General features: G+C 54.4%; 25 protein-coding genes. 14 read left to right on the top strand and 11 right to left on the bottom strand.

Annotation, left to right across the window (positions count from 1 at the left end; translation table 11 throughout):
• Window positions 1–95: 95 nt before the first annotated feature.
• The 5 genes from DBV39_RS19445 (at window position 96) to DBV39_RS06700 (ending at window position 4600) form a co-directional block, all read left to right on the top strand.
• Window positions 96–374, top strand: coding sequence for a hypothetical protein (locus DBV39_RS19445; RefSeq protein WP_159078843.1), 279 nt, complete (start codon window positions 96–98; stop codon window positions 372–374).
• Between the two features lie 17 nt (window positions 375–391).
• Entirely contained in the window at window positions 392–751 is a 360-nt protein-coding gene (locus DBV39_RS06715) for a DMT family protein (RefSeq protein WP_108620879.1), read from the top strand.
• 60 nt (window positions 752–811) lie between these two features.
• A complete protein-coding gene (locus tag DBV39_RS06710) occupies window positions 812–1327 on the top strand; it encodes a GNAT family N-acetyltransferase (RefSeq protein WP_159078842.1) in 516 nt (171 codons plus the stop codon).
• Between the two features lie 236 nt (window positions 1328–1563).
• Window positions 1564–1689 (top strand): hypothetical protein, encoded by a 126-nt coding sequence (locus DBV39_RS20260; RefSeq protein WP_265416040.1) that lies wholly within the window; start codon window positions 1564–1566, stop codon window positions 1687–1689.
• Between the two features lie 1849 nt (window positions 1690–3538).
• Complete coding sequence (locus DBV39_RS06700) at window positions 3539–4600, top strand: helix-turn-helix transcriptional regulator (RefSeq protein WP_108620876.1); 1062 nt, start codon at window positions 3539–3541, stop codon at window positions 4598–4600.
• Between the two features lie 30 nt (window positions 4601–4630).
• On the opposite strand, the gene DBV39_RS06695 is transcribed toward DBV39_RS06700, so the two are convergent.
• A complete protein-coding gene (locus DBV39_RS06695; RefSeq protein WP_108620875.1) occupies window positions 4631–5440 on the bottom strand; it encodes a GntR family transcriptional regulator in 810 nt (269 codons plus the stop codon).
• A 693-nt stretch (window positions 5441–6133) separates the two neighbouring features.
• Here DBV39_RS06695 and ectA point away from each other — a divergent pair.
• The 8 genes from ectA (at window position 6134) to ehuA (ending at window position 12826) form a co-directional block, all read left to right on the top strand.
• Window positions 6134–6703 (top strand): diaminobutyrate acetyltransferase, encoded by a 570-nt coding sequence (gene ectA, locus DBV39_RS06690; RefSeq protein ID WP_108623146.1) that lies wholly within the window; start codon window positions 6134–6136, stop codon window positions 6701–6703.
• Window positions 6704–6836: 133 nt separating this feature from the next.
• A complete protein-coding gene (gene ectB / locus DBV39_RS06685) occupies window positions 6837–8102 on the top strand; it encodes a diaminobutyrate--2-oxoglutarate transaminase (RefSeq protein WP_108620874.1) in 1266 nt (421 codons plus the stop codon).
• Window positions 8103–8184: 82 nt separating this feature from the next.
• The gene (locus tag DBV39_RS06680; RefSeq protein ID WP_108620873.1) at window positions 8185–8574 is read left to right on the top strand and encodes an ectoine synthase; all 390 of its coding nucleotides are present in this window, start codon (window positions 8185–8187) and stop codon (window positions 8572–8574) included.
• Between the two features lie 11 nt (window positions 8575–8585).
• Window positions 8586–9515 carry an ectoine hydroxylase gene (thpD, locus tag DBV39_RS06675; protein WP_108620872.1) on the top strand — a complete coding sequence of 310 codons (930 nt, stop codon included), beginning with the start codon at window positions 8586–8588 and terminating at the stop codon, window positions 9513–9515.
• 166 nt (window positions 9516–9681) lie between these two features.
• Window positions 9682–10539 carry an ectoine/hydroxyectoine ABC transporter substrate-binding protein EhuB gene (ehuB, locus tag DBV39_RS06670; RefSeq protein WP_227870846.1) on the top strand — a complete coding sequence of 286 codons (858 nt, stop codon included), beginning with the start codon at window positions 9682–9684 and terminating at the stop codon, window positions 10537–10539.
• Between the two features lie 66 nt (window positions 10540–10605).
• Window positions 10606–11328: an ectoine/hydroxyectoine ABC transporter permease subunit EhuC gene (gene ehuC / locus DBV39_RS06665; protein ID WP_108620871.1), complete on the top strand. Its 723-nt coding sequence runs from the start codon at window positions 10606–10608 to the stop codon at window positions 11326–11328.
• On the top strand, window positions 11328–12005 hold the full coding sequence (gene ehuD, locus DBV39_RS06660; protein ID WP_108620870.1) for an ectoine/hydroxyectoine ABC transporter permease subunit EhuD: 678 nt from the start codon (window positions 11328–11330) through the stop codon (window positions 12003–12005). Before ehuC ends, ehuD begins: the two co-directional genes overlap by 1 nt.
• Window positions 12002–12826 (top strand): ectoine/hydroxyectoine ABC transporter ATP-binding protein EhuA, encoded by an 825-nt coding sequence (gene ehuA / locus DBV39_RS06655; RefSeq protein ID WP_108620869.1) that lies wholly within the window; start codon window positions 12002–12004, stop codon window positions 12824–12826. Before ehuD ends, ehuA begins: the two co-directional genes overlap by 4 nt.
• Before the next feature lie 367 nt (window positions 12827–13193).
• On the opposite strand, the gene DBV39_RS06650 is transcribed toward ehuA, so the two are convergent.
• The 6 genes from DBV39_RS06650 to DBV39_RS06620 form a co-directional block, all read right to left on the bottom strand.
• Window positions 13194–14219, bottom strand: a complete 1026-nt coding sequence (locus DBV39_RS06650) for a DctP family TRAP transporter solute-binding subunit (protein WP_108620868.1) — start codon at window positions 14217–14219, stop codon at window positions 13194–13196.
• 70 nt (window positions 14220–14289) lie between these two features.
• Entirely contained in the window at window positions 14290–15588 is a 1299-nt protein-coding gene (locus DBV39_RS06645; RefSeq protein ID WP_108620867.1) for a TRAP transporter large permease, read from the bottom strand.
• A complete protein-coding gene (locus DBV39_RS06640; protein ID WP_108620866.1) occupies window positions 15585–16085 on the bottom strand; it encodes a TRAP transporter small permease in 501 nt (166 codons plus the stop codon). Before DBV39_RS06640 ends, DBV39_RS06645 begins: the two co-directional genes overlap by 4 nt.
• Window positions 16086–16311: 226 nt before the next feature.
• A complete protein-coding gene (locus tag DBV39_RS06635; protein ID WP_108620865.1) occupies window positions 16312–17199 on the bottom strand; it encodes an outer membrane protein in 888 nt (295 codons plus the stop codon).
• A 299-nt stretch (window positions 17200–17498) separates the two neighbouring features.
• Window positions 17499–19187 carry an FMN-binding glutamate synthase family protein gene (locus DBV39_RS06625; RefSeq protein ID WP_108620863.1) on the bottom strand — a complete coding sequence of 563 codons (1689 nt, stop codon included), beginning with the start codon at window positions 19185–19187 and terminating at the stop codon, window positions 17499–17501.
• A 104-nt stretch (window positions 19188–19291) separates the two neighbouring features.
• Window positions 19292–20239, bottom strand: coding sequence for an AEC family transporter (locus tag DBV39_RS06620; RefSeq protein WP_108620862.1), 948 nt, complete (start codon window positions 20237–20239; stop codon window positions 19292–19294).
• A 113-nt stretch (window positions 20240–20352) separates the two neighbouring features.
• Here DBV39_RS06620 and DBV39_RS06615 point away from each other — a divergent pair, with 113 nt between their 5' ends.
• Window positions 20353–20871 (top strand): GNAT family N-acetyltransferase, encoded by a 519-nt coding sequence (locus tag DBV39_RS06615; protein ID WP_108620861.1) that lies wholly within the window; start codon window positions 20353–20355, stop codon window positions 20869–20871.
• 77 nt (window positions 20872–20948) lie between these two features.
• Here the strand turns inward: DBV39_RS06615 and queE are convergent, their stop codons facing one another.
• From queE to katG, 4 genes are all read right to left on the bottom strand, one after another.
• Entirely contained in the window at window positions 20949–21590 is a 642-nt protein-coding gene (gene queE / locus DBV39_RS06610; protein ID WP_108620860.1) for a 7-carboxy-7-deazaguanine synthase, read from the bottom strand.
• A gap of 60 nt (window positions 21591–21650) precedes the next feature.
• A complete protein-coding gene (locus DBV39_RS06605) occupies window positions 21651–22796 on the bottom strand; it encodes a 6-pyruvoyl trahydropterin synthase family protein (RefSeq protein ID WP_108620859.1) in 1146 nt (381 codons plus the stop codon).
• A 175-nt stretch (window positions 22797–22971) separates the two neighbouring features.
• The gene (gene queC / locus DBV39_RS06600; protein ID WP_108620858.1) at window positions 22972–23673 is read right to left on the bottom strand and encodes a 7-cyano-7-deazaguanine synthase QueC; all 702 of its coding nucleotides are present in this window, start codon (window positions 23671–23673) and stop codon (window positions 22972–22974) included.
• Window positions 23674–24157: 484 nt separating this feature from the next.
• Entirely contained in the window at window positions 24158–26344 is a 2187-nt protein-coding gene (gene katG / locus DBV39_RS06595; RefSeq protein ID WP_108620857.1) for a catalase/peroxidase HPI, read from the bottom strand.
• Between the last annotated feature and the right edge of the window lie 530 nt (window positions 26345–26874).

Below are 26874 nucleotides of genomic sequence, written 5' to 3'. Positions count from 1 at the left end.
CCTGAATGTCAGGGTTTCCTGGGCAAGGCGGTAACGAAGACTCTATGTGAGTGAATTGTAATAAACAGTGTCAGTCCCATCCTATGGAAGTGATCTTGCAGACTAAGCCTGTTCTCTCTCTGATCTTCATCAGAGCCCGCTTCCCCAAAACCGGTAAATTACATGTTCAAGATAGACGCGCCATCACGCTTGTTGCGATGTCTCGCGAGCGCAGTGCTGCATGCAATGTTTGCTGTGAAATCCGGCAAGATGAGCGGATCGACTTTGATTGGGGCGAGGTCAATGACCGGGACAGATATGGTTCTGGCAAAGTGCTGGCGAAGGCTTTTGTTGCTGTACATTGCCGGCGTGTAGAAGGAGCTCCCGTCCGTTAGGGCCGGGATGGTGTCAAATGCTGCCAAATGGTCTCGTTTCAGGTCCGGTGCTGTTTGTGGGCTTGTTGGTCTTGTCCAACGTTTTCATGACGTTTGCGTGGTATGCGCATCTGAAGAATCTGGCCGACAAACCATGGTGGCTTGCTGCTTTGGTGAGCTGGGGGATCGCACTATTTGAGTATATGTTGCAGGTCCCGGCAAATCGTATTGGTTTCGAAACATTCAGTCTTGCACAATTGAAGATCACGCAAGAGGTCATCACGCTGGCGGTATTTGTTCCGTTTGCCATGATATACATGGGTGAACCTTTCAAAACTGACTATATCTGGGCTGGACTTTGTCTCATGGGTGCTGTGTACTTCATCTTCAGAGGCTGATCAGCCGTCAGTGGGGGTATTGCGTTGATGGGTCAGGGCCCTTCCTTTGAGTATGACCGTTTGTCAACAATCCGGTGGAGCGGGCCGGATGGTCAGCTTTTTGTGATGCGTGAGGTTACCTGCACCGATGTGGCTGATCTGAAGCAGTTGGCACGTGATCTCTCCCCTGCGGCACGGTATTTCCGATTTGGTCGTTTCAATATCGCAGATCTGGGTGATGAGCAGATCAAGGCCATCTGTGATGGAGATTCTGGCAGGGCGGCGCACTGGATTGTTCACGCTCAGGATGGAGTGGATTTGACGCCGGTTGCGAATGCCCGCTATGTGGCCACCAGATCAGATCCCAAGCAGACTGAGATCCTGATGCTCATCACAGATCGCTGGCAGAAGTGTGGGATTGGCAGGCAGCTTCTGGCTCGACTCTCACAATGCGCTCGTGCTCACGATTTTGAGTCGCTTTGTGCCCAGGTTTTACCGACAAACCAGCCGATGCAGACGTTTCTGGTCTCTCAAGGCTTTGATCCGGTTGTAAGAGAGGCCGGAAGGCCAATAGTGTATGTAAAAAAGTTGATTTGACCTGACGCCGACTCACATGATCAGCCCATTTTCTAAAAATATTTTAATTGTGATTTGATTTCTGGAATTCCTTTAAGGATTATTGAACACTAAGGATGGGTCGCATCCGAAACATGTGTATCAATTCTGTTCAATGTCGAGTCCCTGTCCTCGGCGCATCCAGTCCATTGACCCCATGATTGCGGGTTGATCGTGCCTGGTGGATCATGTGGCTGACATTTTTCAGCATCAGACACATGACACAGCACGAACCGGCCGGGCGGCGAATCCACCTGCAACTCACCGAAGAAGAAACGATCCGCATCAGAGTCTGTGCGCAGCGTGGAGGTATGGACCTTCAGGTGCTTTCACTCGCGCAGTAAATGCACAACCCGTTCGAGGAAGTCAAGCGACGTCCGGATTTGCCACTGACTGTTTGTCAACGCACTGTCTGTTATGCCGATGATTCCCGTGCGACCAGATTTATGGCGAGATCCTCGTCATGAATATTCCACAGCAACAATGCTTCGTAGTCATCCGCGATGCAGATAGACTGATCCAATGTTGTAGCCCGGGTGCATCAGCGTTGCCCTCCACTCAGACCACCCAGTTCGTGTGTCAGGGCCGTGATCCAGCCAATGCTGGGCAGGTCTGACATCTCCAGGCGTACACACGAGGGCAGAACCAGACAGCAACGTGAGGGTGACTGGCTCGTCAGAACGTCGACGCTTCAGTTTGTGCCGCCACTGATACAAATCCTGAAGACTCAGCCCCTAGCGTGCTGCGTAGGCTTTGGTGCTGATACCTTCCTGGTCAATCTGCTCGAGATGGAACTGCCAGTGTGAAGTTTCCTTGCTGATCATTTGCCTTGCTCCGAAAAAAACGTCAGGCAAATGATCCGCCAGGTGCGGTTACGAAACAATTATGTGGTCAATGGGCTGGATACTCCTCAGCTTGCTGGCCAGTGGGCAAAGCCTTCAAAGATTCGGCTCTGGAGCACTGCGACTGCGGTTTGATGGTCGCAAGAGGCGACTTTACCGGGCTGAAGGTCAGACTCATGTAGTGCGAAGGGTTGCATAAAAATCCTAAAATTTAATTTACCTTGCCACGAATTCCTGAAGTTATTTGTGCAAATCGGAATAGCTCCGCTAGAGAAATGGACGAATGTGGGGTCGCTTCACCGAAGGAAGAGGGCGCTCAAACCAGAGCAAACTTAGTGGGCGAAAGGCGCCATGCGAATCCCGGGCAGTGACAAGCTCCAGCAAAGCCGGGGGATTGTTACTACGCCCTTGGGGCCTTCTCTCCTGTGTTCAGGTTGCAAACGGTGAGTCTTCGAGGGTGCTCTGAGTGGCCGGCGTATGCATAAAGTACAAAGTAGGTGCAAAACAAGTCTAAATTTAATTTATATTGATGGTGAGATTGTGAATTTGTTTATTGATTCCGGAAAGGCTGCGGCACATTCTCCTTCCCCCGTTCTCCTGCCATTTCCCGGGGTGACTCAGGATGCCTCGGGTGTTCGAGTCAAACTATTTCTAAAGCTGTAAGACTGAATCCCTGGTCCTCATCTTGACGCGCTCTGCCATGTCACGGCCGAAGTCGATCCGGCGTTCACTCGGATCAATGGCTTCGGGCCAGACGGTTGACGAGGCTCTCTGGTTCATTCTTTTGGGTGAGGGGTTTCCCTTCGAATGTGCTGGACCGATATCCAGTTGCATTCAATGCGCTCGCATTCCCTAAAAATATGTTTATTTTCATATGAGACTTTGAACGAAATTATGCAGATCGGAAAGACAGTTCGATGTGCGCGCAACACGAATCGCTCACAGAATCTCTCGTTGAGTGAGTAGGAAGTCATAAACTAAGACGATACGCGCACCCGACTGGACAGGAGGGGGTCAAGCGGGCGGTTTGATTTTTGTCCTGGCTTTTGAGAGGGCTTTTTTGAAAGGGCTTTGCGGGCGAAAAAGAAAAATGCTCCGTGCGCTCCACAACAGGCCGGGATTTGCAAATTTTCCGTTGTTTCGTAAACCGCAACAAAGTGTTAACGTCAGGTATCGAGTGTGTTCAGATGTACAGAAAGTTGGAATTGCTTTCAACGTAGTCCTTGCACTGATCCCATATGTGTGGGTTGGTTGTTGCTGTGCTCGGACACGGGTGGTGGTGCGCCCGGACACTCAGAGCTTGCAAGTCTTCAATAACGTGTAACCATCGACAGTAAGACCGAACATCCACATGCACGCGCCATTCAAATCTTTGATGATCGATCTGCTCGCCAAGGCAGAGCAACCCGTTAACCGGCTTGCGGATGATGACTATCTTCACGGTGATATCGAGTGGTACCAGTACCCGCTCTCCCATGGACGAGCTGGGTTTACAAGTCTGAAGCTTCATGGTGGCATCACCTTGCACCGATCCAAGGTTCAGTTCGATTCCTCTGTGCGATCCCCTGAATGTATCGACTACTGTCGCGCCCGTATCGATTTCACGGAGCCAGTGCTTCAGGTTCACTGCTCGCTTGGCGGAAGAGCTGTTCGGCGAGACACTCTGGTCAGGCGTGACTTTGCTATTGATGAGCAGAACGCCTACGTCTGCGTTTCGAGCTACGCCGAGTTCATTACAGCGGTCCATACTGACGCACCGGTGGAGTCGCTCCATCTGGGGGTTAGTCTGAGTGCACTGGGTGAATTGCTGGGTTTTGATGCAGCCAGTGAACTGTGCGCGACAGTCGAGCGCGCGCAGGGCTCTACTCATGATCTTGGCCGTTCAGTGTTGAGCCCTCTTCGGTATTGTCTTGAAGAGGATTTGCCATTCTCGGTCAGAAAGCTACGCGCTCACGCACGAGCGCTGGAGTTTCTAAGTGGTCTGGCCATGTACTTCCTCTCAAGAGGAAAGCCAGTTGCAGCCAGAAAGGGTCCGATCAACGCGCAACAGATTCGGCAATTTATCCGTCAACACTACCGTGAGTGTGTAACGCTTGAGGACCTGGCGCGAGCCTTTGGTGTATCAAGCAGGACGATTCACAATATTCTGGTGCGTGAAACCGGCATGCCGGCGGCACGTATGATGCGCGAACAACGCTTGGCCCTTGCACATGAGATGATCCAGCAGACCGATATTCCCTTGACAGAACTCGCAGACCGAATGGGATATAGCCAGCTCAGCAATTTCAGTGCGGCATTCAAGAAGATGTTCGGTTATGCGCCGAACGTTCTGCGTCAGTCTGAATACGCCTATCGTTCCCCATCGCTCGCCCAGTTCAAGATTCCCGGGATATCCTTCGATCCTAAAAAGTAGGGTTGCGGCGGGTGGGCTTACCCGTCACTGTTAACGTAGCTTGTGCCGTCTTGCTGTTGAGGGATTCGATCCCTCAAAAGAGGAGGTTCGATCATACTGGCGTAGCAATCCCGATCGCAGGATCAACTCGCCCGCTTCCCGGATATCGGCAATCAGCGCCTGACGCGCACGTATAGAATCGCGCTTGTTGATACTCTCGACCAGTCGGGTATGGTGGCGTTGTGCGTCCCTGAGTGTCAGGCCTTGCGCTGTGTATCGGATCGCCAGAGAAAGCACAGGAGAGACCTGAACCCAGAGATTCTCGATGAGGTTGATCAATTGAGGCATTTTGCTCGCTCGATAGATCCCGAAATGAAAGTCCCGATTGATCTTGGACAGGACTTCCGGATTGGGGCGTAGTCTCAAGGTCTCTCGTTCGAAGCGTTGCTCGATCTGCCGGATTCTGGTGATCTCGGTGTCACGCATCCGCTTGACCGCATTCTCACATGCCAGTCCTTCGAGCGCCGTCCGGATCTTGAGCATTTCCTCAAATTCTTCGCTTGAAGGGGCGTTGACCTGGATGGTCCGATTGGCATTGATTTGCAGCCCGCCTTGAGCGCTCAAGCGTCTGACCGCGTCACGCACAGGCATCATGCTGGTGCCGAACTCCTGGGCGAGTGCGCGTAACGTGAGCTTTTGTGCAGGCAGATAGGCACCTGCAATTAGTCGCGACCGCAATTCCAGATAGACATCGTCCGCAACGGTCTTGCGCTGGCTGGTAACCGAGCCCGTGTGTGAGAGGGGCGAGTGTCCGGATTTGCGTGCAGAGTTCGGGGAGGCAGGTGCAGGTGAAGCGGCCATCGTCAACTGGTCAGGATCGGGGGTAGTAGAAGGTTGATTGGTTTGTGCATGAAAGATCTGCGCAAGGCATTCGAAAGAAAGGTCTGTACGAATAGCTCATATGACAAAGTCTCTTGTTACGGTTGCATTGTAGGACGATGCAGCCTCCTCGGTCATGAGTCGAGCAGGTTGAAGCCTGACAAATCACGAAACGACGACCGGGTTGATGCATAGGCGTCTTGTTGTGACGGTCAGATTTCTCACGCGTTCATCACCATTTCCGCTGGTGCTGGTCTGCCGGTTCTGGCTGTCGGGAGTTTGTCAGTATGCTTCTGCTCATGCCCGGACTCGCTGGCTTCGCCGTGTCATTAATCTGTCTTGATTGATCACAAAATATATTATTTGTGATCACAAAATATATGCTGGGTTTGCGTGCATCAGATTCTGTGGTTAACCTAAAAAACGTCGCAGCAAGCCTGACAGCCGACCAGCGGGAACGTCAGTGCAACAGACAAGCAGATCACTGCGACACACTTTTCTTTCGGATCAGGACATCGATCCAAAAGATCTCTGGACTGAATGCTGGTCAGGCAGTCCGCAGTCGCTTCTGTTTTGGCAGAAGCACATGTCGGCCGAACGCTTGGAGTCGGTCAGGTGAGCAAGCCCGGAAGGTTATTTGCATCCGGGCCCAGACATCGGGGATACAACGGACGCATGAACGAAACAGAGACATCGTATCAACAGAACGTCGAAGCTTTGCAGTACCGCTGTGCAAGACCCGAGGATGGGATTGCTGTCTGGAAACTGGTTCAGGCAAGCGGAACACTTGAGGCCAATACAGCCTATTTCTATCTCATCTTCTGCAGTGATTTTGCGCAGACCTGCCTGATTGCCGAGTACGAAGGGAAACCCGTCGGCGTGATTGTCGGCTACCACCCACCCAAGGAAACAGACACTGCCTTTTGCTGGCAGATCGGCGTCCATCCAGACTGGCGTGGTCTGGGCGTGGCCTCTCGTTTGCTAATGCAATGGTTGCAACTACCTGCCAACAGGGCGGTGCGCTACGTCACTGCAACCGTTGCAACGGACAATGAGCCGTCGGATCGACTGTTCAGGAGTCTTGCCCGCAGGCTGAACGTCAATTGTGACGTCAAGCCGCATTTTACCGAGAGTTTGCTGGAGCCGGGACATGCCCCGGAACCTTTGTATCGCATTGGTCCTGTCGACAGGAGTCGTGAACAGGATGCGGAAGAAAGCATGCAGTCAGCTCGTGTACGCGTGTGAGTAAGAAAAATTTGCTTTTTGGGCATCTTGACGCATCAGACACGAGCCCGCCCGTATATGAATCCGTCACGCTGACCGGTAGGTCAACATTCTGAAGATCAGCCTCGCGTGGCCCAACTGGAGGTAAAACCCCATGAATATATTTGAACAATATGAATCCGAAGTTCGCGGTTACTGCCGTACTTTTCCGGCTGTCTTTTCCTCAGCGAAAGGCGCCTGGATGACCGATACGGGAGGCCAGCGTTATCTGGACTTCTTCGCAGGTGCTGGCGTTTTGAACTACGGCCACAATCCTGAGCGAATCAAGCAACCCTTGATCCGTTATTTGCTGGGCGACGGCATCACCCACACACTGGACATGTATAGCGAAGCCAAGCAGCGCTTCATCCAGCGCTTCAATGATGTGGTCCTCAAGCCTCGCGGACTGGACTACAAATACCAGTTCCCCGGCCCAACGGGTACGAATGCGGTTGAAGCTGCACTGAAACTGGCTCGTAAGGTCACAGGTCGTCAGACCATCGTGAACTTCACCAACGCATTTCACGGCATGACCCTTGGTGCGCTGTCGGTGACAGGCAATGGCTTCAAGCGCGCTGGCGCAGGGGTGCCGCTGCACCACACCTCGGCGGTTCCTTTTGAAGGCTATCTTGGTGACGACGTCGACACGCTCGAGTATCTGGAAGCGATGTTGATCGACAATGGCAGTGGCATGGATATCCCTGCGGCCGTCATTCTTGAAACGGTTCAGGCCGAAGGTGGCGTGAACGTTGCGTCTAACGAATGGCTCAGACGCCTTCGCGAAGTCACAGAAAAGCATGGCATCTTGCTGATTATTGACGACATCCAGGTCGGATGCGGACGTACCGGTGCCTTCTTCAGTTTCGAAGATGCAGGTATCAAGCCTGATATCGTGACATTGTCGAAATCATTGTCCGGCTATGGATTGCCGCTCGCACTGGTGCTGTTCAAGCCTGAGCTTGATGTGTGGGCTCCAGGTGAGCATAACGGTACTTTCCGCGGTCACTGCCCGGCATTTGTCACCGCGACGGCTGCACTCGACTTCTGGCAGGACGATTCGTTCGAGAAGGACGTACGTCGCAAGGAAAAGATTGTTCGCAAGCATCTGCAGGAAATGGTCGATGAACTTGGTGTTACTGCCAGCGTTCGTGGCCGTGGCCTGATCTGGGGGGTTGAGTTCGAGGATCGCGAGATAGCAGGCAAGATCTCGGCCGCTTGCTTCGAGCGTAGTTTGATCATCGAGACAGCTGGCATTGATGACCAGGTTCTCAAGCTTCTGCCCAGCCTCACGATCGAGGACGAAGACCTCCAGAAAGGGCTGGATATCATCTCCGAGAGCGCAGCGGCGGTCATGAACAAGGAAGTTGCCGAGACCGAATAAGGGTTCGCCAACGTTTACCAGAAGAATCAACCCGCAGGCATTGCCGAGAGGCAGAGCCTGCCAGCACAAAGGAATAGCATTCATGATAGTCAAACACCTTGATGATGTGATCGGAACCAAAGATGATGTGGATACCGAAGGCTGGAACAGCCGTCGCCTGATCTTCAAGGATGCAGGTGTCGGTTACTCCGTCAACGACACCATCATCAAACCAGGTGCCGAACTGGAGATGGAGTACCGCAACCACTTCGAGACGGTTTACTGCATCGAAGGTGAGGGCGAGATCGAAGAAGCAGCCACTGGCAAGGTGCATCCAATTCGTCCCGGAACCCTTTATGTTCTGAACAATCATGATCGCCATTTTTTGCGTGCCAATCGCGGTACCCATATGCGGATGGTTTGCGTTTTTAACCCACCGCTGACGGGTCGTGAAGTGCACGACGAGACTGGAGCCTACGCATTGAGTGAATGAGGAGGACAGAGATGTCAGAAACGGCTTTAAAGCAGGAACAGCCCAGTGCAGATCGTTATCCATCCCGGGTCGGTCTGGAGCCCAAGGTGAGTGCCCGACTTGATCCCGTGGTCTATGGCTCCGCAGCCATGGGACCACTGGATCAGAAAACCCTGGATTTTTACCAAGATAACGGGTTCCTGCATTTTGAGTCATTGCTGTCATCGCAGGAGATTGAAACCTGCGTCGCCGAGTTGCAACGTATGCGCTCGGACGAGTCAATCAAGGTCCGGGAAGAAGCGGTGATCGAGCCAGACAGTCGTGATCTGCGTTCGATCTTTGCCGTGCACGAGATCAGTGATGTCATGCGAAAGTTGTGCGGACATCGGAAACTCGTCGGAATTGCCGAGCAGTTGCTCGGCAGTGAAGTCTACATTCACCAGTCACGCATTAATTACAAGGGTGGATTCCGCGGAAAAGAGTTTTACTGGCACTCGGATTTTGAGACCTGGCACGTCGAGGACGGCGTGCCAGCCATGCGAACAGTCAGCTGCTCGATCAGCCTGACTGATAACACGCCGCACAATGGCCCTTTGATGCTGATTCCAGGATCCCACCATCGGTTTGTTGCCTGCGTCGGGCAAACGCCTGATGATCATTACAAGAGTTCCTTGCGTCGCCAGGAGCTTGGTGTACCCGATGATGAGAGCTTGACCCGTATGGTTCAGGATTTCGGCATAGAGGCTCCTGTCGGACCGGTGGGATCGGTGACGTTCTTTGAATGCAACGTTATGCATGGGTCTAATTCCAACATCACTCCGTTGCCTCGCAGTAACCTGTTTATTGTGTTTAACAGTCTCGAGAATAAACCTGTCTCGCCATATTGTGGTCTGAGTCCCAGACCAAACTTCATCGGCGAGCGTCAGAACTTCATGTCGGCCCGCATGCTGGCCAGGTATTGATGCGGTACCGACTGCGTTGATACCCAACGCAGTCTTGGTGAAGCGGACCGGACACCGGGCAGAGATGTTTGGTCGAGATCCGTAACCATCAAGATAACCACAAGACAGAAGTCCTCTCGTTTAGAGCGAGTCTTCTTCACAAGCAGCCATTCTGAGGAGAACAAGCATGCAATCATCACAACCATTCAAGAAATTAGTCGGCTGGACAATGGGGCTGGCGATGCTCGCAGGCTCCGGCCTGGCCTATGCACAGAATACCCTGGATAAAGTCCGTGAACAGGGCTTTATCCGGGTCGGTTTTGCGAATGAGGCACCGTATGCCTACGCCGACAGCTCCGGCAAATTCACGGGTGAGTCACCGACCGTGTTCCGTCATGTCATGAAGGAGCTTGGTGTGGACGAGGTCGATGCCGTGCTGACGGAGTGGGGAGCCTTGATCCCAGGTCTCAGAGCAGGTCGCTTCGATGCGATTGTGGCTTCCATGTACATCACACCGACTCGCTGCAAGCAGGTCATTTTTGCCAATCCGACCTACGGGGTGGGTGAGGCGTTCGTGGTCAAGACTGACAATCCGGATGGAATCAACACCTATCAGGATGCCGTCGAGAAAAACAAGAAGATTGCGTTCATCGCGGGTACGGCAGAGGTCGAACACGCCCGAATGGCTGGTATGAGTCGCGATCAGATGTTGATCGTCCCCGATTTCGCGGCCGCAATTGCGGCAGTCAAGTCCGGACGTGCCTCGGCAGGTGCATTTACGGCAATGACGGCCAAAGATCTTGCCGAGAAGGATGATGCGGTAATGCGTGCCAAACCGTTCACTTTTGAGCACGATGGCAAGAGCTATCGCGGCGAAGGTTCGTTCGGGTTCCGTCCGGAAGATACAGCGCTGCGTGATGCTGTCAACGAGAAACTTGAGGCCTACCTTGGTACCCCAGAGCATCTGGAAGCGATCGCCGTGTTTGGCTTTGATGAGTCCAACATGCCAGAGATGACGGCAGAGCAACACTGTGCCGGTGACTGATCACAGGCAGCAGCAATGTCCCGATCCGATGACGCTGCTTGACGGGATGCCCTCATGAGGCAGCAGATGACGTGGCTGGTCGTGATCGCCATTCTGAGTTTCACGCTCGGTTTGGTGATCGCGTCTCTCACCAGCATTGGTGATTTTGTGCCTGAACTCTTGCGCGGTGCCTGGGTGACAATACAGATCACCGCAGGTGGTTCTGTCGTTGCGGTCGTCGCTGCTGTCATCGCTGCGATGGGCAAGATGTACGGGCCTTTGCCGATACGATGGCTCAGCGTCGCCTATATTGAGACTTTCCGGGGTACGTCTGCACTGGTACAGCTCTTCTGGCTGTTTTATGTTCTGCCGTACTTCGGTATCACACTGGGTGCGATGGAGGTTGGCATTTTTGCCTTGGGTCTGAACGTTGGTGCTTATGGCGCGGAGGTTGTCCGAGGCTCAATTGGATCTGTTCCCAGGGGGCAGTGGGAAGCGTGTGTAGCGCTGAACATGACGCGAGTCCAGACGCTGGTCCGTGTGATCCTGCCGCAAGCACTGGTTGCCATGATTCCACCTTGGGGTAACCTCTTTATCGAATTGCTCAAGGCTACGGCACTCGTATCGCTGATCACGCTGTCGGATCTTGCATTCAAGGCGCAGCAACTGAATCAGAACACGTTGCGGACAATCGAGATCTTTACAACTGTGCTCCTGGCGTATCTGGCGATCTCTCTGCTGATCACCCTAGGTATGCGTGCACTTGAGCGCCGTGCAGCACGTGGTCTAGGACGCGGGAGAGTGAGTTGATGGGTGGTCAGGTGTGGGACTGGGAGTACGCGTGGGAGGTCTTGCCTGTATTAGGTGAGGCGGCCATTATCACGGTGCAGGCAACCATACTCGGGTTTCTTCTCGCATTGGTGATCGGACTGATATTGGCTGTTGGTCGTATGGTGGGGCCCATGCCCTTACGCATGCTGGCAACGGGCATTGTGGAGTTCGTTCGTTCGACACCTCTTCTCATCCAGATCTTTTTTTTGTTCTATGTCATGCCGCAGTTTGGCGTTCAGATGGATGCGCTGTTGACCGGTATCCTGGCGCTTGGCCTGCATTATGGCGCCTACTGTGCAGAGGTTTATCGGTCAGGTCTGGAGAACGTGTCAAAGGGGCAGTGGGAGGCCAGTATTGCGCTGAATCTGTCTCCTGTGACCACCTTCAAGGACATCATTCTTCCTCAGGCGATTCCGCCCATTGTTCCCGCACTCGGTAATTATCTGGTGGCCTTGTTCAAGGAAACTCCACTTTTATCAGCAATTGCCGTGCTTGAACTGATGCAGACCGCCAAGATTCTGGGGTCAGAGAGCTTTCAGTACACGGAACCTATCACGATTGTAGGTGTGTTCTTTCTGGTGTTCAGCCTGATATCAGCGTATTTTGTGCGTCGACTCGAGGCCCGCCTCAGCGCCCGTCACGGAGCAAGAAGATGAGTGAGTTGCAACAGGGTGAGACTTCTGTTTCAAGGGATTTTTCTGATTCGCAGACCATGATTCATTTCGAGAAAGTCACCAAACGCTATGGCGATCTGGTGGTGCTTGATGAGCTGGAACTCAAGATCGCAGCCAATGAGAAGGTGGCCATTATTGGCCCCTCCGGGTCTGGCAAGACGACTGTGCTGCGGATGCTGATGACCCTTGAGCGCATTAATGGCGGTGTGATCTATGTTGATGGTGAGCCGCTCACACACATGAAACAGGGTGAGCGTCTGGTGTCTGCTGATCGTGCACACCTGCGCCGCATGCGAGCATCTATCGGCATGGTGTTCCAGCACTTCAATCTGTTTCCTCATATGTCAGCGCTACAGAACTGCATGCAGGCACCGGTCAGTGTGCTGGGCTTGTCCAAGCCCGAAGCCAGGGAGCGTGCGGTCGAACTGCTGGAGATGGTCGGGTTGGGAGACAAAAATGAACACTACCCCGCACAACTCTCAGGTGGTCAGCAACAGCGTGTGGCAATTGCGCGGGCACTGGCCATGCGCCCCAAAGTGATGCTGTTTGACGAAGTGACGTCCGCACTCGATCCGGAACTATGCGGGGAAGTACTGCAGGTCATACGCAAGCTGGGTGAGCAATATAATCTGACCATGCTGATGGTGACCCATCAGATGGGGTTTGCCAAGGAGTTTGCGGATCGCGTCTGTTTCTTCGATAGTGGAAGAATCGAGGAACAGGGGCCTGCCGATGTTTTCTTTGACAATCCGAAAAACCCCCGCACCCAGCAGTTTCTCAAGGCAGTGCTCGAGGCGACCTGAATCAAATCGCAAGCGAAATGATTGAGTCCGGTCAGGGCGATTGTTTTGCTACAACACCGCTTTTCAGGCAGAAAGAACACACTGGGCCGCATTTTGTGCGGCCCAGTGTGCATGTCCAGACTCTGGTCAAACGAGGTCAGCTCACATTACGCCAAGCGGTCGTGTTCAAGAACGCAAGGGCAGAAATGGACCTGCGCCAGAGACGGGCAGAAGTGCCCGCTCTGGCCCGAAAACGCCTGTCACCCGCTCGACTCTGTGGAAGATTATCGCTTCTCAGGGCGAGGAGAGTGAAACCCCGCTGATGCGTGGGAGCGTTCACTAGTGCCTGTTACTATCTGTTTTTTTTGACCTTTCGGCATTCAAGATATCAGCGCGTGGAGGCGACCGCCTTTTCAGCCTTCTCGACCAGGTCCGGTCCAATCTGCTTCTTCCACTTGTCATAGACTGGCTGTACGGCCTTCTTGAATGCGGCTAGCTGCTCATCTGTCAGATAGCTCACACCCACACCTGAGTCAATGATCTGCTTGACCATGGGCTCTCCGGGTTCGATCAGTCCTTTACGGGCCAGTTCAATTTGCTGTTTGCCAGCGTCGATCGCAGCCTGCTTGACGATCTCCCGGTCTTGCGGCGTCCAGGATGCCCATACATCCTTGTTGACGACATAGATCAGGGGATCATTCATGTAATTCCACATGGTGATGTACTTCTGGTCCAGTGTCTGCATTTTGGCTGCGATGAAGATTGACAACGGATTCTCCTGACCATCCACCGCACCACTTGCCAGTGCTGGCTGTGCATCTGCCCAGCTCATCTGGGTCGGGTTGGCACCCAGTGCAGTGAATGTGTCGATAAACAGTGGGGAACCAACGACGCGAATCTTCATGCCTTTAAGATCGTCAGGCATGCTGATGATCCGCTTGGAGTTGCTGAGCTGGCGGAAGCCGTTCTCGCCCCAGGCCAGTGGCAGTACGCCACGTTTGTCGATGGCATCGAACAAGGTTTTGCCAATCTCGCTGTTGATGATGGCATCGGTACCAGCGTAGGTTGTTGTCAGAAAGGGCATCGAGAAGATGTTGAGTTCTTTGACTTGCGGTGACCAGTTGATCGTTGATCCGACAGCCATGTCGATAACACCTTGGCGGATGGCGGAGAATTCGCGTGTCTGATCGCCTTGTACGAGTGAAACGCCCGGGTAAAGTTTGATATTTATGCGGCCATCGGTACGTTCGCGAACCATGTCAGCCCAGATCTCGCCACCCTTTCCCCAGGGAAAGGCTGTGCCAACTACGAGAGAAAGACGATACTCGTCCTTGTAATTCTGAGCCAAGGTCACGCTTGCCATGGCCATGGTGCCGGCTGCCAGCGCCATCTTTGCAATAGTCTTGAACTTCATGAGTTTGTCTCCTTCGAGTTATAAAAAGTCTTACATCAAACATAAGCCGCCCGATATGGGCTGGCCTTGATCAGTAGCCTAGTCGATCAGGCAACCAGAGCACAATTTCAGGGAATACGATCAGTAGCAGCAGGACCAGGAATGAGGCTAGCAGCAGCCACATGACCCACCCGACGGTTTTTTCCAGTGGGACCATTGCAATCCTGCACGAGACCATCAAGTTGACCGCAATGGGTGGAGTGAACTGTCCAATGGCTACCATGACCGTCAGAATGACACCGAACCAGACCAGGTCCCACTGAAAATGCATGGCGATCGGCATCAGAAGCGGTACAAAGATCAGAAAGATTGACACACCGTCCAGGACCATGCCGACCAGAACCAGCAACAGCAGCAAAAGCACAAGAATGCCGTACTCACCTAGACCGGAACCGACAATCGCCCGGGTAACAGGGTCAATGATGCCCAGCGTAGACAGGGAGTAGGCAAACACGCCAGCCAGGCCGACCACGAGCAAAATAATCGCTGACAGTTCAGACGAATCGCGCAAAATGGAAAACAGGTCGTTGAGCCGGATCGTCCGATAGATCACCATCCCGACAAACAGGCCATAGAAAACCGCCACGACTGCGGCCTCTGTGGGGGTGAACAGGCCCGCTCGCATGCCGCCCAGGATCAGTACAGGTGCGGCCAGCCCCCACACCGCCTCCTTGAAACTCTTGCCCAGTGGTGGCCTGGGCTCATGGCTTTCAGACAATCCCATCTTGTGCCTGCGTGACAGGATGTATGCAGGAATCATGAGGGCAATACCGAACATGATGCCGGGTAACATTCCGCCGGCAAACATGGCAGGTACGGACGCGCCCGGCACCAGCACCGAGTACACAATCAACGCAATTGATGGCGGGATCAAAATGTCAATGGCCGATGCCGCACCAATCACACTCGCCGAGAATGAGGGTTGATAGCCTGCCCGGGTCATAGCAGCAATCATGACCCCGCCCACGGCGGCAGCCGTCGCAGGGCCGGAGCCCGAGATGCCGCCCAGCATCATGGCGACCAGAATGGCTACCACTGGCAAAATACCCGGACCGCGGCCGAGGATAGCCACCATGAGATTGACAAGACGGGCCGCGACACCAGATCGCTCGAAGATTGTGCCCACCAGCACGAACATCGGCAGCGCTAGCAGAGGATACTTTCCAAGACTCGCGTAAAAATTCTGGGGAACCGCCAGTAGTCCAAACCACATGGCATCCATATTGGCCAGTCCGATCGCGACCGTCGCTGCCAGGCCCATGGCTACGCCGATAGGTACTCCAAGCACCATCAGTGCTACAAAAATCCCGAACAGGACAATGCCGGTCATGACGACTTCCCGTGACGGAACGCCTGGATCGCAATCCGTAAAAAAATCACCGTCGAGAGGATCGGCATCCATACTGAGTACCACCACTGTGGCAGACCAATGGCAGGAGATGTTTCCTCGAAACGGTAGTCGTCCCAGACCAGTCTGGCGCTCAGGATGGCTAGTGCGCCGAACATCAGCATGCCCATAAACAGTGCCAGACGGGAAAGTGCTTCACGTCTGGCAGGCCGACTGCGTTGCGCAAAGAATTCGATGCGGATATGGCTGTTGCGGATGAATGCAGCCGAGCCACCGACCATTGCCAGCACGATCATGAGAAAGATCGAAATCTCCTCTGTCCACGCAAACGACTGGTTGGAGAAGTATCGAACCAGAACATTGCCAAACGTGATCAGGGCCAGGGCGGCCATCACCGCAGCACCGACGTAATCCTCGATCCGGTTTCTCGATGCAGATGGGTGTGCTTCTCGGGCTCCCGGGTGTGCACTGTCATCCATGTCGTATGTCCCTGGTCTGCTCGGGTGAGCAATTTGGTTGAACAGCCAGGTCGGGTACGTGGAATACGAGGTTCATGTCTTTCGGTCAGTGTTGGGTGATGATGTCCAGTAATCGCACAAAAACATGCCAGAGGAGGTGTTCTGCACAAGCCGGTTTGCAAGCATACTCTGAGTCAGTTCGCTAAGCATATCCGCAGTTACCATAGGACGAGGCGCCTTGATGGCATCAGAATCGATACTGCAATCCGGTCACGAACAGGTTGTAGTTCAGGCGTCCCATATTCACGCTCCATGGCTTGGTCGGAAGATGAGCGCCGGGGTAAACCGTAGAACCGAAGGTGTAGCTTGTCGGATTAATTGAAATCAGCCGGTATTCTGCGAACCAGGCCAGATTGCTCTGAAGTTGAGCCCGCAATCCAACCTTGAACTGAGCTGCAAAAGCGGTTGCACGGGCATTAGGGTCGGAATTGAAGTGGTTGATACCTGGTTCGGACGGATTGGCGGAATCAGCACCGGAGATCGATATGAAGGCAGCACCAGCCCCCGCTCCAATATAGGGAAATACAGTATCAGAGTAGGGCGTCCGAATGGTCAGGACGGCGTTGGCCATCAGCAATTGTGCCGTCATGGGCATCTTCACGTACTGGGTGCCCAGGAAGCGCGGCATGATGGGCATGTTGCCAACAGGAGAGTGCTGACCGATCAGAATACCTTCAGCTTCAAGCGCAGGTCTGAGCGCCCAGTCCTGGCCAGATAACCCAACTGGGTTGCCTTCGTACCCGGCCTGGATCCCGGTAAGCCAGACACCCGTGTGGCCAGTTGAACCTTGTGCATCAATCGGAAGTATTCGCCTGGACGTGAGATACACGCCGCCGCGTTGTTGCAGCGACGTATCAGCAAGTGATCCTGTTCCCCCTAGTACACCCAGGTAAAAGCCACTCTGGGCGCGCGACTGCCCTGTGCTTGCAGACGCTGAACCCAGACCCTGTGCTGAAATGGGCAAGGAAATCACTCCCAGCACCAAAACACTCAGAGCACAACGCAGAAACAGTTGAGGCTGGCGCTGCAGCCATGGCACACACGACAGCAGCCTTGAGCGATTGTTGGCGATCATGCACATCTCCATCGAGGATCGTTCCCTTCAGATCAACTCCATCTGCGAGAAAGAAAACCGGGCACCGACAGCACTGAAAGGCCCTGAAGGGGTTCCAAGAATATTCCCTTTAGACTTGATCGTAGTTCTTCTGTCTGTAATGGAACATACCCCGGGGCATCGTCGGGCGCAACAGGTAAGTCAGATCAGGTGTTTCAGTTCGGCACTTTCGATCCGGTCTGCTGCAGGTGGTCCTGCACTCCAGTTTGTCTGATACTGGTGCCAAACGACCGGATTGAGGTGACAGGACCTGCTCGTGGCTAGACGATCGGGGTGAATCCCGAATTCATAGAGGGTGGCGACTGGGATGGGTTCATTTCCCCAAGCTTCTGCGCAAGATCGGCATCGACTGTGAAGCTGTCCGGGCTGGCAATCGGCCAGCCAAACTTGAACACACGAGTGCGCAGATCTTCTCTCAAAAGCTGTCCAGGCTCCATTTCCGGGAAGATCGTCGAGTAAAGCGTGACGTGGCTCGAAGAAATTCGACAGGCGATGTGGTGGACCTTCAGATCGGACGGGTGAGCAATGCCCGCCGTGCCAATCAGTTCGCCTAGCGCTGCCAGCGTGTTTTCGTGGAAATTGGCCACCCGAGGCGCTTTGTCACCAACGACCAGTGCTTTCTGACGAACCGGGTCCTGTGTGGCGACACCCGTCGGGCAACGTCCGGTGTGACAGGACTGAGCCTGGATGCATCCGACCGCGAACATGAATGCACGCGCGCTATTGCACCAGTCTGCTCCGAGGGCCATCACTCGGGCCATGTCAAATGCGGAAACGATCTTGCCAGATGCGCCAATCCTGATCTCATCCCTGATGTTCAGTCCCACCAGAGTGTTATGAATCAGACGGATGGCTTCGCGCAAAGGCGTGCCGACGTGGTTGATGAGCTCGACCGGGGCCGCACCCGTGCCACCCTCCGCTCCGTCGACCACGATGAAGTCTGGCTTTATGCCAGTCTTCATCATAGCCTTGGCGATTGCAAACCATTCCCATGGATGACCGATGCAGAGCTTGAAACCAACCGGTTTGCCTCCGGAGAGCCTACGTAGCTTTGCCACAAATTCGAGTAGTGTGATCGGTGAGTCAAAGGCACTGTGAGCGGCTGGAGAGTTGCAGTCCTTGCCGACAGGCACACCTCGTGCCTGCGCAATCTCGGGCGTCACCTTGCTTCCCGGAAGAATACCTCCGTGACCTGGTTTAGCGCCTTGAGAAAGCTTGATTTCGATCATTTTTACTTCTGGCCGGGTGGCGTTGGCCACAAAGGCTTCCTCCGAAAAGTTGCCATCCTCATCTCTGCAACCGAAGTAACCCGAACCGATGTTCCAGATCAGGTCTCCGCCGTTACGCAAGTGATAGGTGCTAATTCCACCTTCTCCTGTGTCGTGCGCGAACTTGCCCATCTTGGCGCCGGCATTGAGTGCCAGAATCGCGTTGGCGGAGAGTGCTCCAAAACTCATGGCGGAGATGTTCAGCACGGAAAGACTGCAAGGCTGGGTGCACTCCTTGCCACCTACCTGGATCCGGAAATCGGTGTCTTCCACATGAGCAGGCACCATCGAATGGTTGATCCACTCGTAGCGATCACCATAGACGTCCATCTTGGTACCAAACGGCCGCTTGTCAATCTGCTTCTTGGCTCGCTGGTACACCAGCGAACGGGTGTCACGCGAGAATGGTGTTTCGGTGCTGTCATCTTCAAAGAAATACTGGCGTAATTCCGGCCGGATAGATTCGAAGAAATACCGCAGATTGCCCAGAATAGGATAGTTGCGACGCACGGCGTGACGGGTCTGCTGCAGATCGTAAAAACCGAGTAGTAGCAGGATTGAAAAGGGAACTGCGATCACCCACCACGCGACACTTACAAACAGGGCCAGCAGAATTGTGATCGCTGAAAGTACCAGAGCAGCCCAGAAGGCTGCGAACTGTCCTTTGAATGGTGGCAACATCGTGTCTTCTCTCCAATACGTTTACATCTGTCAGGCTATTGTCGCTTAACAAGCAAAATTTAGTAATATTGTCCGGTCTGCATGGGTGGCCTGATGTCTCAGACTCAGACAATATTGGCATAGTTCACCCACGCCACCAACAAACTGAGGGAAAGTACTGATCCGATTGTTGAAATCAGAATGGCCCGGGCACTGGCAGAAGCATCCTGCTGGTAAAGATTGGCAAGCATGAACGGGCCGGTACCAACGGGCAGGGCCGCCGCCAGAATGGCAGTCCAGGCCCAGACCGGATCGACATCAAAGACCCTCAGGGCAAACAGTCCGACCAGTATCGGGTGAACCAGTAGCTTGATCCAGACGATCTGGGGCACACTGCGACTCGAGCTGGCAACCGGGGAGCGGGCCAGGAACAGGCCGATCGTAATAAGTGCGCAAGGCGTTGCGGCACCAGCGAGCAAGTCAATGAGACCTTCGGCTGCCGTCGGAATGGGAATCTCGTACGCCGAGAACAGCAAACCTGCGACAGGTGCAACGAGGATTGGGTTCTTTGCCAGGGAAAGACTGACTCGCTTGAGGGCTGGAACGAGATCACGTCCTTTGGCCTTGAAAACTTCAATCGCGATAATCGTGATGCCAAAAAGCACTGCAACGGTCATGATGCAGACGACAACGGCTGCCGGCATCGCCTGTTGACCAAAGACAATCAGAATCAGCGGGATGCCCATGAAACCCGCATTGGCGTAGCTTGCGCTCATGCTGTTGATGCTACGGACCACGGTGTCGAGTGACTCCCTGCGACTGACCCAGAGATAGATCAGGCTTGCCCCGAGCGTGCCAAGGCCGAAGCTTGCACCGAGCCCGAATTCTGAGAGAACGGAAACATCCGAGCGTGCCATGGCCATGAATAGCAGGGCGGGCAACGCCAGAAATATGACGAAACGGTTTAGTGCGTCGGTCGCGGAGTCTGGCAGCCACTGTCTGCGGGCTGCAAGCCAGCCAAGCAGAATGAGCCCGAAGACCGGAACGACTGCGTCGATGACGGCTAGAAACATGCGATGTCGGTAGAATGATGGACGCAGAGTCGGTGCTGGCGAGTGTAACTGGTAGCGTATGACTGTGGGTCAGAATCAAGGGAATTTTTGAATCAGGGTTGCTGGAGAGAACATTGAACGATCGCCAGGACAGATATTTTGACTTGCCAGATCAGGCTGGATTCCTGGAAAGTACAGGCGGCTGGGCGCTTCTGGGCGCAGATGCGTTGAGTGTGCGAGAGGATGTATTTGTCAATGAGCAGAATGTGCCGCCCGAGATTGAGCAGGACGATTTTGATGTCACCTGTATGCACATCGTGATCTACAGTCGGGGTGCGGGTCACTACCCAAAGGCGATCGCAACGGGTAGAGTCGTGGTGCAACCTTTTGGTGAAGCGTTAACAGGACCCGTGGCACGCATTGGTCGACTGGCTGTACGCAAGGCGTTCAGGGGGATCGGTCTGGGCACGCACTTGCTTACCACACTGATTGAGCAGGCGGAGAGTCAAGGGCTCAATCAGTTCGAGCTCCATTCCAGAGTCGACGCTATGCCGCTTTACCAGCGGTTCGGTTTTTTGCCGAGCGGTCCGGCTTTTGATGAGGCGGGTACGCCTCACATTCTGATGGTCCGGTCCGCGAGAAGCACAGATTAGAGTGTGGGTCCGCGCGAAGGGCTGGCTTAGCGTGAATCGGTCACCGAAGCTATTGGCGACCAGAAGGCATAAGAAATCTATCGAATACCTGTCATCTTATGGGTTTGTACGGACAGACGCCAGGCAGGATTAGCCTGGCAGAATGCGATCGCCTTCTCGGTGTTGGTACGCTGTAATGGTCCATCCATGGGTTGCAGCAGAAAATGCTCGAACGCCAGGTCTGCCAGATTCAGATCATCCGGCATGAGGCCCGGTTGCGGAAATACCAGCTTGAGCTCATTGCCCGTTCGCTGAACCCAGTCGGCGCCCGCTTTGGGGCTGACACAGATCCAGTCCAGACCCTCAGGCGCCTGAATCGTACCGTTGGTTTCAATCGCAATCCGGAATTGCCGGGCGTGTAATGCAGCAATCAGGGAAGGGTCGACTTGTAGCAATGGTTCTCCACCGGTCATGACAACCAGTCTGTGGCGGGTGTCGTCTGAAGGCCAGAGCTGCAGGATGGTGTCGGCCAGATCGTCTGCACTCCTGAACTTGCCTCCCAGCGTTCCGTCTGTGCCTGTAAAGTCGGTGTCACAAAATTGACAAATCGCCTTGGGACGGTCAACCTCTCGTCCAGTCCAGAGGTTGCAGCCAGCGAATCGACAAAAAACGGCTGGCATGCCTGCTTGCAGTCCTTCGCCTTGCAGGGTGTAGAAAATCTCTTTGACTGAGTAGATCATCGAATGTGGTGGGTTCCGTGATGCCGTTAATCGGCGGGGGTGTCAGGTCTTTCTCTGCTTTCAGGCGGGTAGCGCTGCACCAAGGGACCCACTAAAAACGATTGCACCAGCCCCCTGACTGTCAATCACATCAACTCGTGAGAGTTGGGGGATAGATTTGTGTGCAGTTCCGAGCGTCCAGCGTGCAATGGCTTCGGCATCTCCTCTGGCCAGGGCTTCGTTCTCGTGCAATGGGCGGTGGTCTAGTGCCTGAAACACGGGGTTGAAGGCCGACTTGACGTCACCAAAATCAACTGTCCATCCTTTGACGGTATCTAGATCTGCGCTCAGGTGAAGTCTCACCAGAAAGGTGTCGCCGTGTATCATGCTTCTCGGATCACCTGAGGGGGCTGCATTCATGCGGATAGCACTGTCAATCGTGAAGTCCTTCCAGATCTGGTATCGCTCGCCATCAAACTGTGCGCCACATGAGGCCGTTTCAAACACGGTGACCCAGGAGATTGATGGCAGACTGGGTCGAATCCGCTCCCAGATCCAGGCAGAAATCATTTCGCTGGTGGGGTTGGATAATCCGTTGATGTCGTTCAGGCAGCGTCGATCCAGTTGCGCTTGCAAAGTAGACCACGCCGAGTCCAGATCATCATAGCTGATGACACCGTCAGTATCGACGTGCAGAATGACCTGAAACCCATGTCCATGCATTCGTCCACATTTGTGATCCGGCCCCACGTTGGGTAGCTGGTGTGCTGCCCTGAAGTGGTACCTGCGCCAGATCCGGATGGTCTGGTTCGCGGGCGCAGATGCCTCGGGCAAGTCAAAGGATCCAAAGTCATCTAGTCGGTTGCCTGATTTCACGGCAATCTGCACCCCCTGATCGGGTGTGCTTTGAATGCCGACATAATCCAGACTGTCCAGACCAATGTGATCCCGTATCCATCTTGCCAGTGCCAGATCGTCCGGGTGGTCGATGATTTGATTCAGATCGCTGTAATCGATCTGCTCTACACACGCCCGAAGTCGCTCTGCGAGCACATGAGACTGGGCTCCAGCAAACGGTATCTCTCGTGGAGTGAGATACCCATGGGCGGTTGCCACAAACCCGTGGCCATGCAGCGAACGCCTGCGATGCCCGTTTGGCAGGCTTGTCAGACGGCGAGCCGCCTCGAAACGGGCTTGGGCAGTCGTGAGAGAAATCGGTTCAGACATGGATCGTTATATGTGAATTCGGTTGCAGTATTGCGTGATGCGAGCCAGCGGACGTGCAGTCAAGCTTTGCTTCACGCGTCCTGATATTGCCTTGGCTTTACTCGAGATTGGCTGACAGCGGGCATTCTGGACAACATGCAGTTCGCTGGGTCGGTGAGCTTTGCCTGACAGGTCTTCATTTGCCGGCAGCCCGGAAATGTTCGTGTCCGGTGCGCCTGAGTTCACACGCCGGGCAGGACCCGCAACCATACCCCCACGCATGCCGGTGTGTCCGGTCTCCCAGGTAGCAAGTGTGGGTGTCGGATTCGATCAGGCTGACAAGGCTTTCACCGCCCAGGTGCTCGGCAAGTTCCCAGGTCTGAGCCTTGTTTAGCCACATCAACGGGGTCTCGATCACCATTCTGGTGTCAAGGCCCAGGCCAAGCGTCACCTGCAGAGATTTCAATGTGTCATCCCGACAGTCCGGATAACCCGAGTAATCTGTCTCGCACATTCCGCCGACCAGAACGCTGAGCTCTCGACGGTAGGCCAGTGTCGCGGCCAGTGTCAGAAACAGGATATTGCGTCCTGGCACGAATGTGTTGGGCAGACCATTGGCCTGCATTTCGATGGCCCTGTCCTCAGTCATGGCACTCTGGCTGATCTGGGAGATCAACCCGACATCGAGCATGTGATCCGGACCCAGACGGTCGTTCCAGTCCGGACGCTGTTCTCTCAAGCGTTCCATGAACACTTGCCGACACGCCAGTTCGACTACGTGTCTCTGGCCGTAGTCGAACCCGACGGTTTCAACGCGCGTGAAACGATCCAGGGCCCAGGCCAGACAGGTGGCAGAGTCCTGACCGCCAGAAAAGAGGACAAGTGCTCGGGTGTGCATGATTAGACGTCAAACTTATAGAGGTTCTGACACTGCCAGAAACAAATGCAAGATCAGAACAGGGCCAGGCATAGGGACCCGCCTGCAGGTTGCGTGTCCTCGCTCGGTGTGGGCTGCAACATCCAGAGTCGGATCAGGTTTGCTCAACACCAGGTACGGGTGAATAGCATGCACTGCGGCGATAGATTCTGAGACAAGTTATCATTTTAACTAACATTGAGTGCCTGGTAGCAGCAGGGGTCGTGAGCACGGCTGTCCCGGGCCGGAATACGACAGGCACAGGGCCACAGGCGCGGCCATCTTAGTTCGTGTCAGCCAGCCGGCAAGAGGCCAGGGCGGACGCAACGTGGCCAGGAGAACTTTCATTTCCCCGGAATGATACGCTCCCGGGGCGCATCAAAAAAAGAGCCCCGCAAATCCGGCGGGGCTCTGCTGTGGCGATCAGGAGCAAATCGCCACGAGATGCTCAGCGGTGCATTCTTGCCTATCTCTTCAGATCGAAGCGATCGGCATTCATGACCTTCACCCAGGCGTTGATAAAGTCCTTGATGAATTTCTCCTTGTTGTCGTCCTGTGCATAGACCTCGGCGTAAGCACGCAGGACCGAGTTTGACCCAAACACCAGATCAACGCGAGTGGCTGTCCAGCGTTTTTCACCAGTCTTGCGGTCGACGATCTCGTAGAGGTTGTTGCCGGCAGGCTTCCAGCTGTATGCCATGTCCGTCAGATTCACGAAGAAGTCATTGCTCAGCACGCCAACCTTGTCTGTCAGCACACCGTGACTGGTCCCACCGTGATTGGTGCCCAGAACACGCATTCCACCAACAAGAGCGGTCATCTCAGGTGCGGTCAGGCCCATGAGCTGGGTGCGATCGAGCATCATCTCTTCGGGCGAGACGATGTAGTCCTTCTTGAGCCAGTTGCGATACGCATCATGTAGTGGTTCGAGTACGTCGAACGAGTCAGCATCGGTCATTTCCTGACTGGCATCGCCACGACCCGGCGCAAAAGGTACCGTGATGTTCACACCAGCCTCGCGCGCAGACTGTTCCACCGCCGCCGTGCCACCCAGCACAATCAAGTCAGCCAAGCTGACTTTCTTGGGCAGTGATGCCTGAATTTTTTCAAGTGTGGCAAGAACTTTCTTCAGGCGCTCGGGCTCATTGCCTTCCCAGTCCTTCTGTGGCGCCAGACGGATACGGGCACCATTGGCACCCCCTCTGCAATCTGAACCGCGGAAAGTGCGGGCGCTGTCCCATGCCGTGTTGATCAGCTCCTGGCGTGTCAGTCCGCTATCGAGCAGACGCGCCTTGAGTTCTGCGATTTCCTTGTCATTCAGCGTGTAATCGACTGCCGGGACAGGATCTTGCCAGATCAGATCTTCAGCAGGAACATCCGGGCCGAGATAGCGGGACTTGGGCCCCAGGTCGCGATGGGTGAGTTTGAACCATGCGCGCGCAAACACTTCAGAGAAATACTCTGGATCCTTGTAGAACCGCTCGGAGATCTTGCGATACTCTGGATCCATCTTCATGGCCATGTCAGCGTCAGTCATGATCGGATTCAGACGGATCGAGGGATCCTCGACATCAACCGGCTTGTCCTCTTCCTTGATGTCAACGGGCTCCCATTGCCAGGCACCAGCTGGGCTCTTCTTGAGCTCCCATTCGTGGTTGAGCAGCATTTCAAAGTAACCGTTGTCCCACTTTGTGGGGTGCGTCGTCCAGGCACCTTCGATACCGCTGGTGACTGCATCGCGGCCACAGCCTTTGCCTTTGGGATTTTTCCAGCCAAGACCTTGCTCGGTCACATCGGCTGCTTCAGGCTCCGGTCCGAGTCGCGATGCGTCACCATTGCCGTGGCACTTGCCAACGGTGTGGCCGCCAGCTGTCAGTGCAACTGTTTCCTCGTCGTCCATGGCCATGCGAGCGAAAGTGACTCGTACGTCATGTGCTGTTTTGAGTGGATCGGGCTGTCCGTCGACACCTTCCGGGTTGACGTAAATCAGACCCATCATGACCGCCGCAAGCGGGTTCTCCAGATCGCGTTCACCGCTGTAACGGCTACCTTCTCCGCCACTTTTCTGGAGCCACTCTTTCTCCGAGCCCCAGTAAATGTCCTTCTCGGGATGCCAGATGTCCTCGCGACCACCCGCAAATCCGTAAATTTTCAGGCCCATGCTTTCGTATGCAATGGTGCCTGCCAGCACCAGCAGGTCTGCCCAGGACAGCTTGTTCCCGTACTTTTTCTTGATCGGCCATAGCAGGCGCCGCGCCTTGTCCAGGCTGACATTGTCGGGCCAGCTATTGATCGGTGCGAACCGCTGATTTCCGGTGCCGGCTCCGCCACGACCATCTGCGATTCGGTAGGTTCCAGCTGCGTGCCAGGACATGCGGATCATCAAGCCACCATAATGACCCCAGTCGGCTGGCCACCATTCCTGACTATTGGTCATCAGGTTACGCAAATCCTGCTTGACCGCTTCGAGGTCAAGTTTCTTGAATTCTTCTGCGTAGTCAAAATCGTTGCCCAACGGATTACTCTTGGCGTCATGCTGGTGCAGGATGTCAAGGTTCAGGGCGTTCGGCCACCAGTCCATGTTCGAATTGCCAGTTGCAGTATTGCCGCCGTGCATCACCGGACATTTACCGGCTGCTGATTGATTGTCCATATGCTGGAACTCCTGTTCTGAAGATTGTTCGTCCCAGATCACTCGAAGCAATCTGGATGGTACAAACCACGTCGATAACCGGTTCGCTGGGTACTTGCTTGTTTACTTGCTTGAGGCCATTCCATCACCTTGGGTGTGCCAGGATAACCGTGCAATCATGCGTCAAAAGGGTGATATCTTCACGCAGATCGCTACCTGAGTGCTGAGCGAATTCGATTTGCGAAACTGACCCGGCCATTTCGCTGTCACTGCCCGGCTAATGTGTGTCTGACTCATGTTTTCTTATAAGGTTCTTTTATCCCACTATACGGTAGTGCTGTTTCACCTACAAGCTTGGCCGTGTGGAAACTTTGTCGGTGATCAACCGCGCAGTTGGTGGCAGGTCTGATGGTTCAGCTGATGGGCTGATTGACCGCGAAATCTGACGATCGAAACGACTGTGTGCGAGAACCACAAGGCTCAAATCTAATGGTGCACTTACCATCTCCTTGGTAACATTTCACGCAAACCTGGCTCGTCTGGTCGTTCGT

Source organism: Orrella marina (assembly GCF_003058465.1).
In the GTDB taxonomy this organism is placed as follows: domain Bacteria; phylum Pseudomonadota; class Gammaproteobacteria; order Burkholderiales; family Burkholderiaceae_B; genus Algicoccus; species Algicoccus marinus.
Note: the sequence above shows the minus strand (reverse complement) of the source record. Positions and strands in the feature narration are given on the sequence as shown.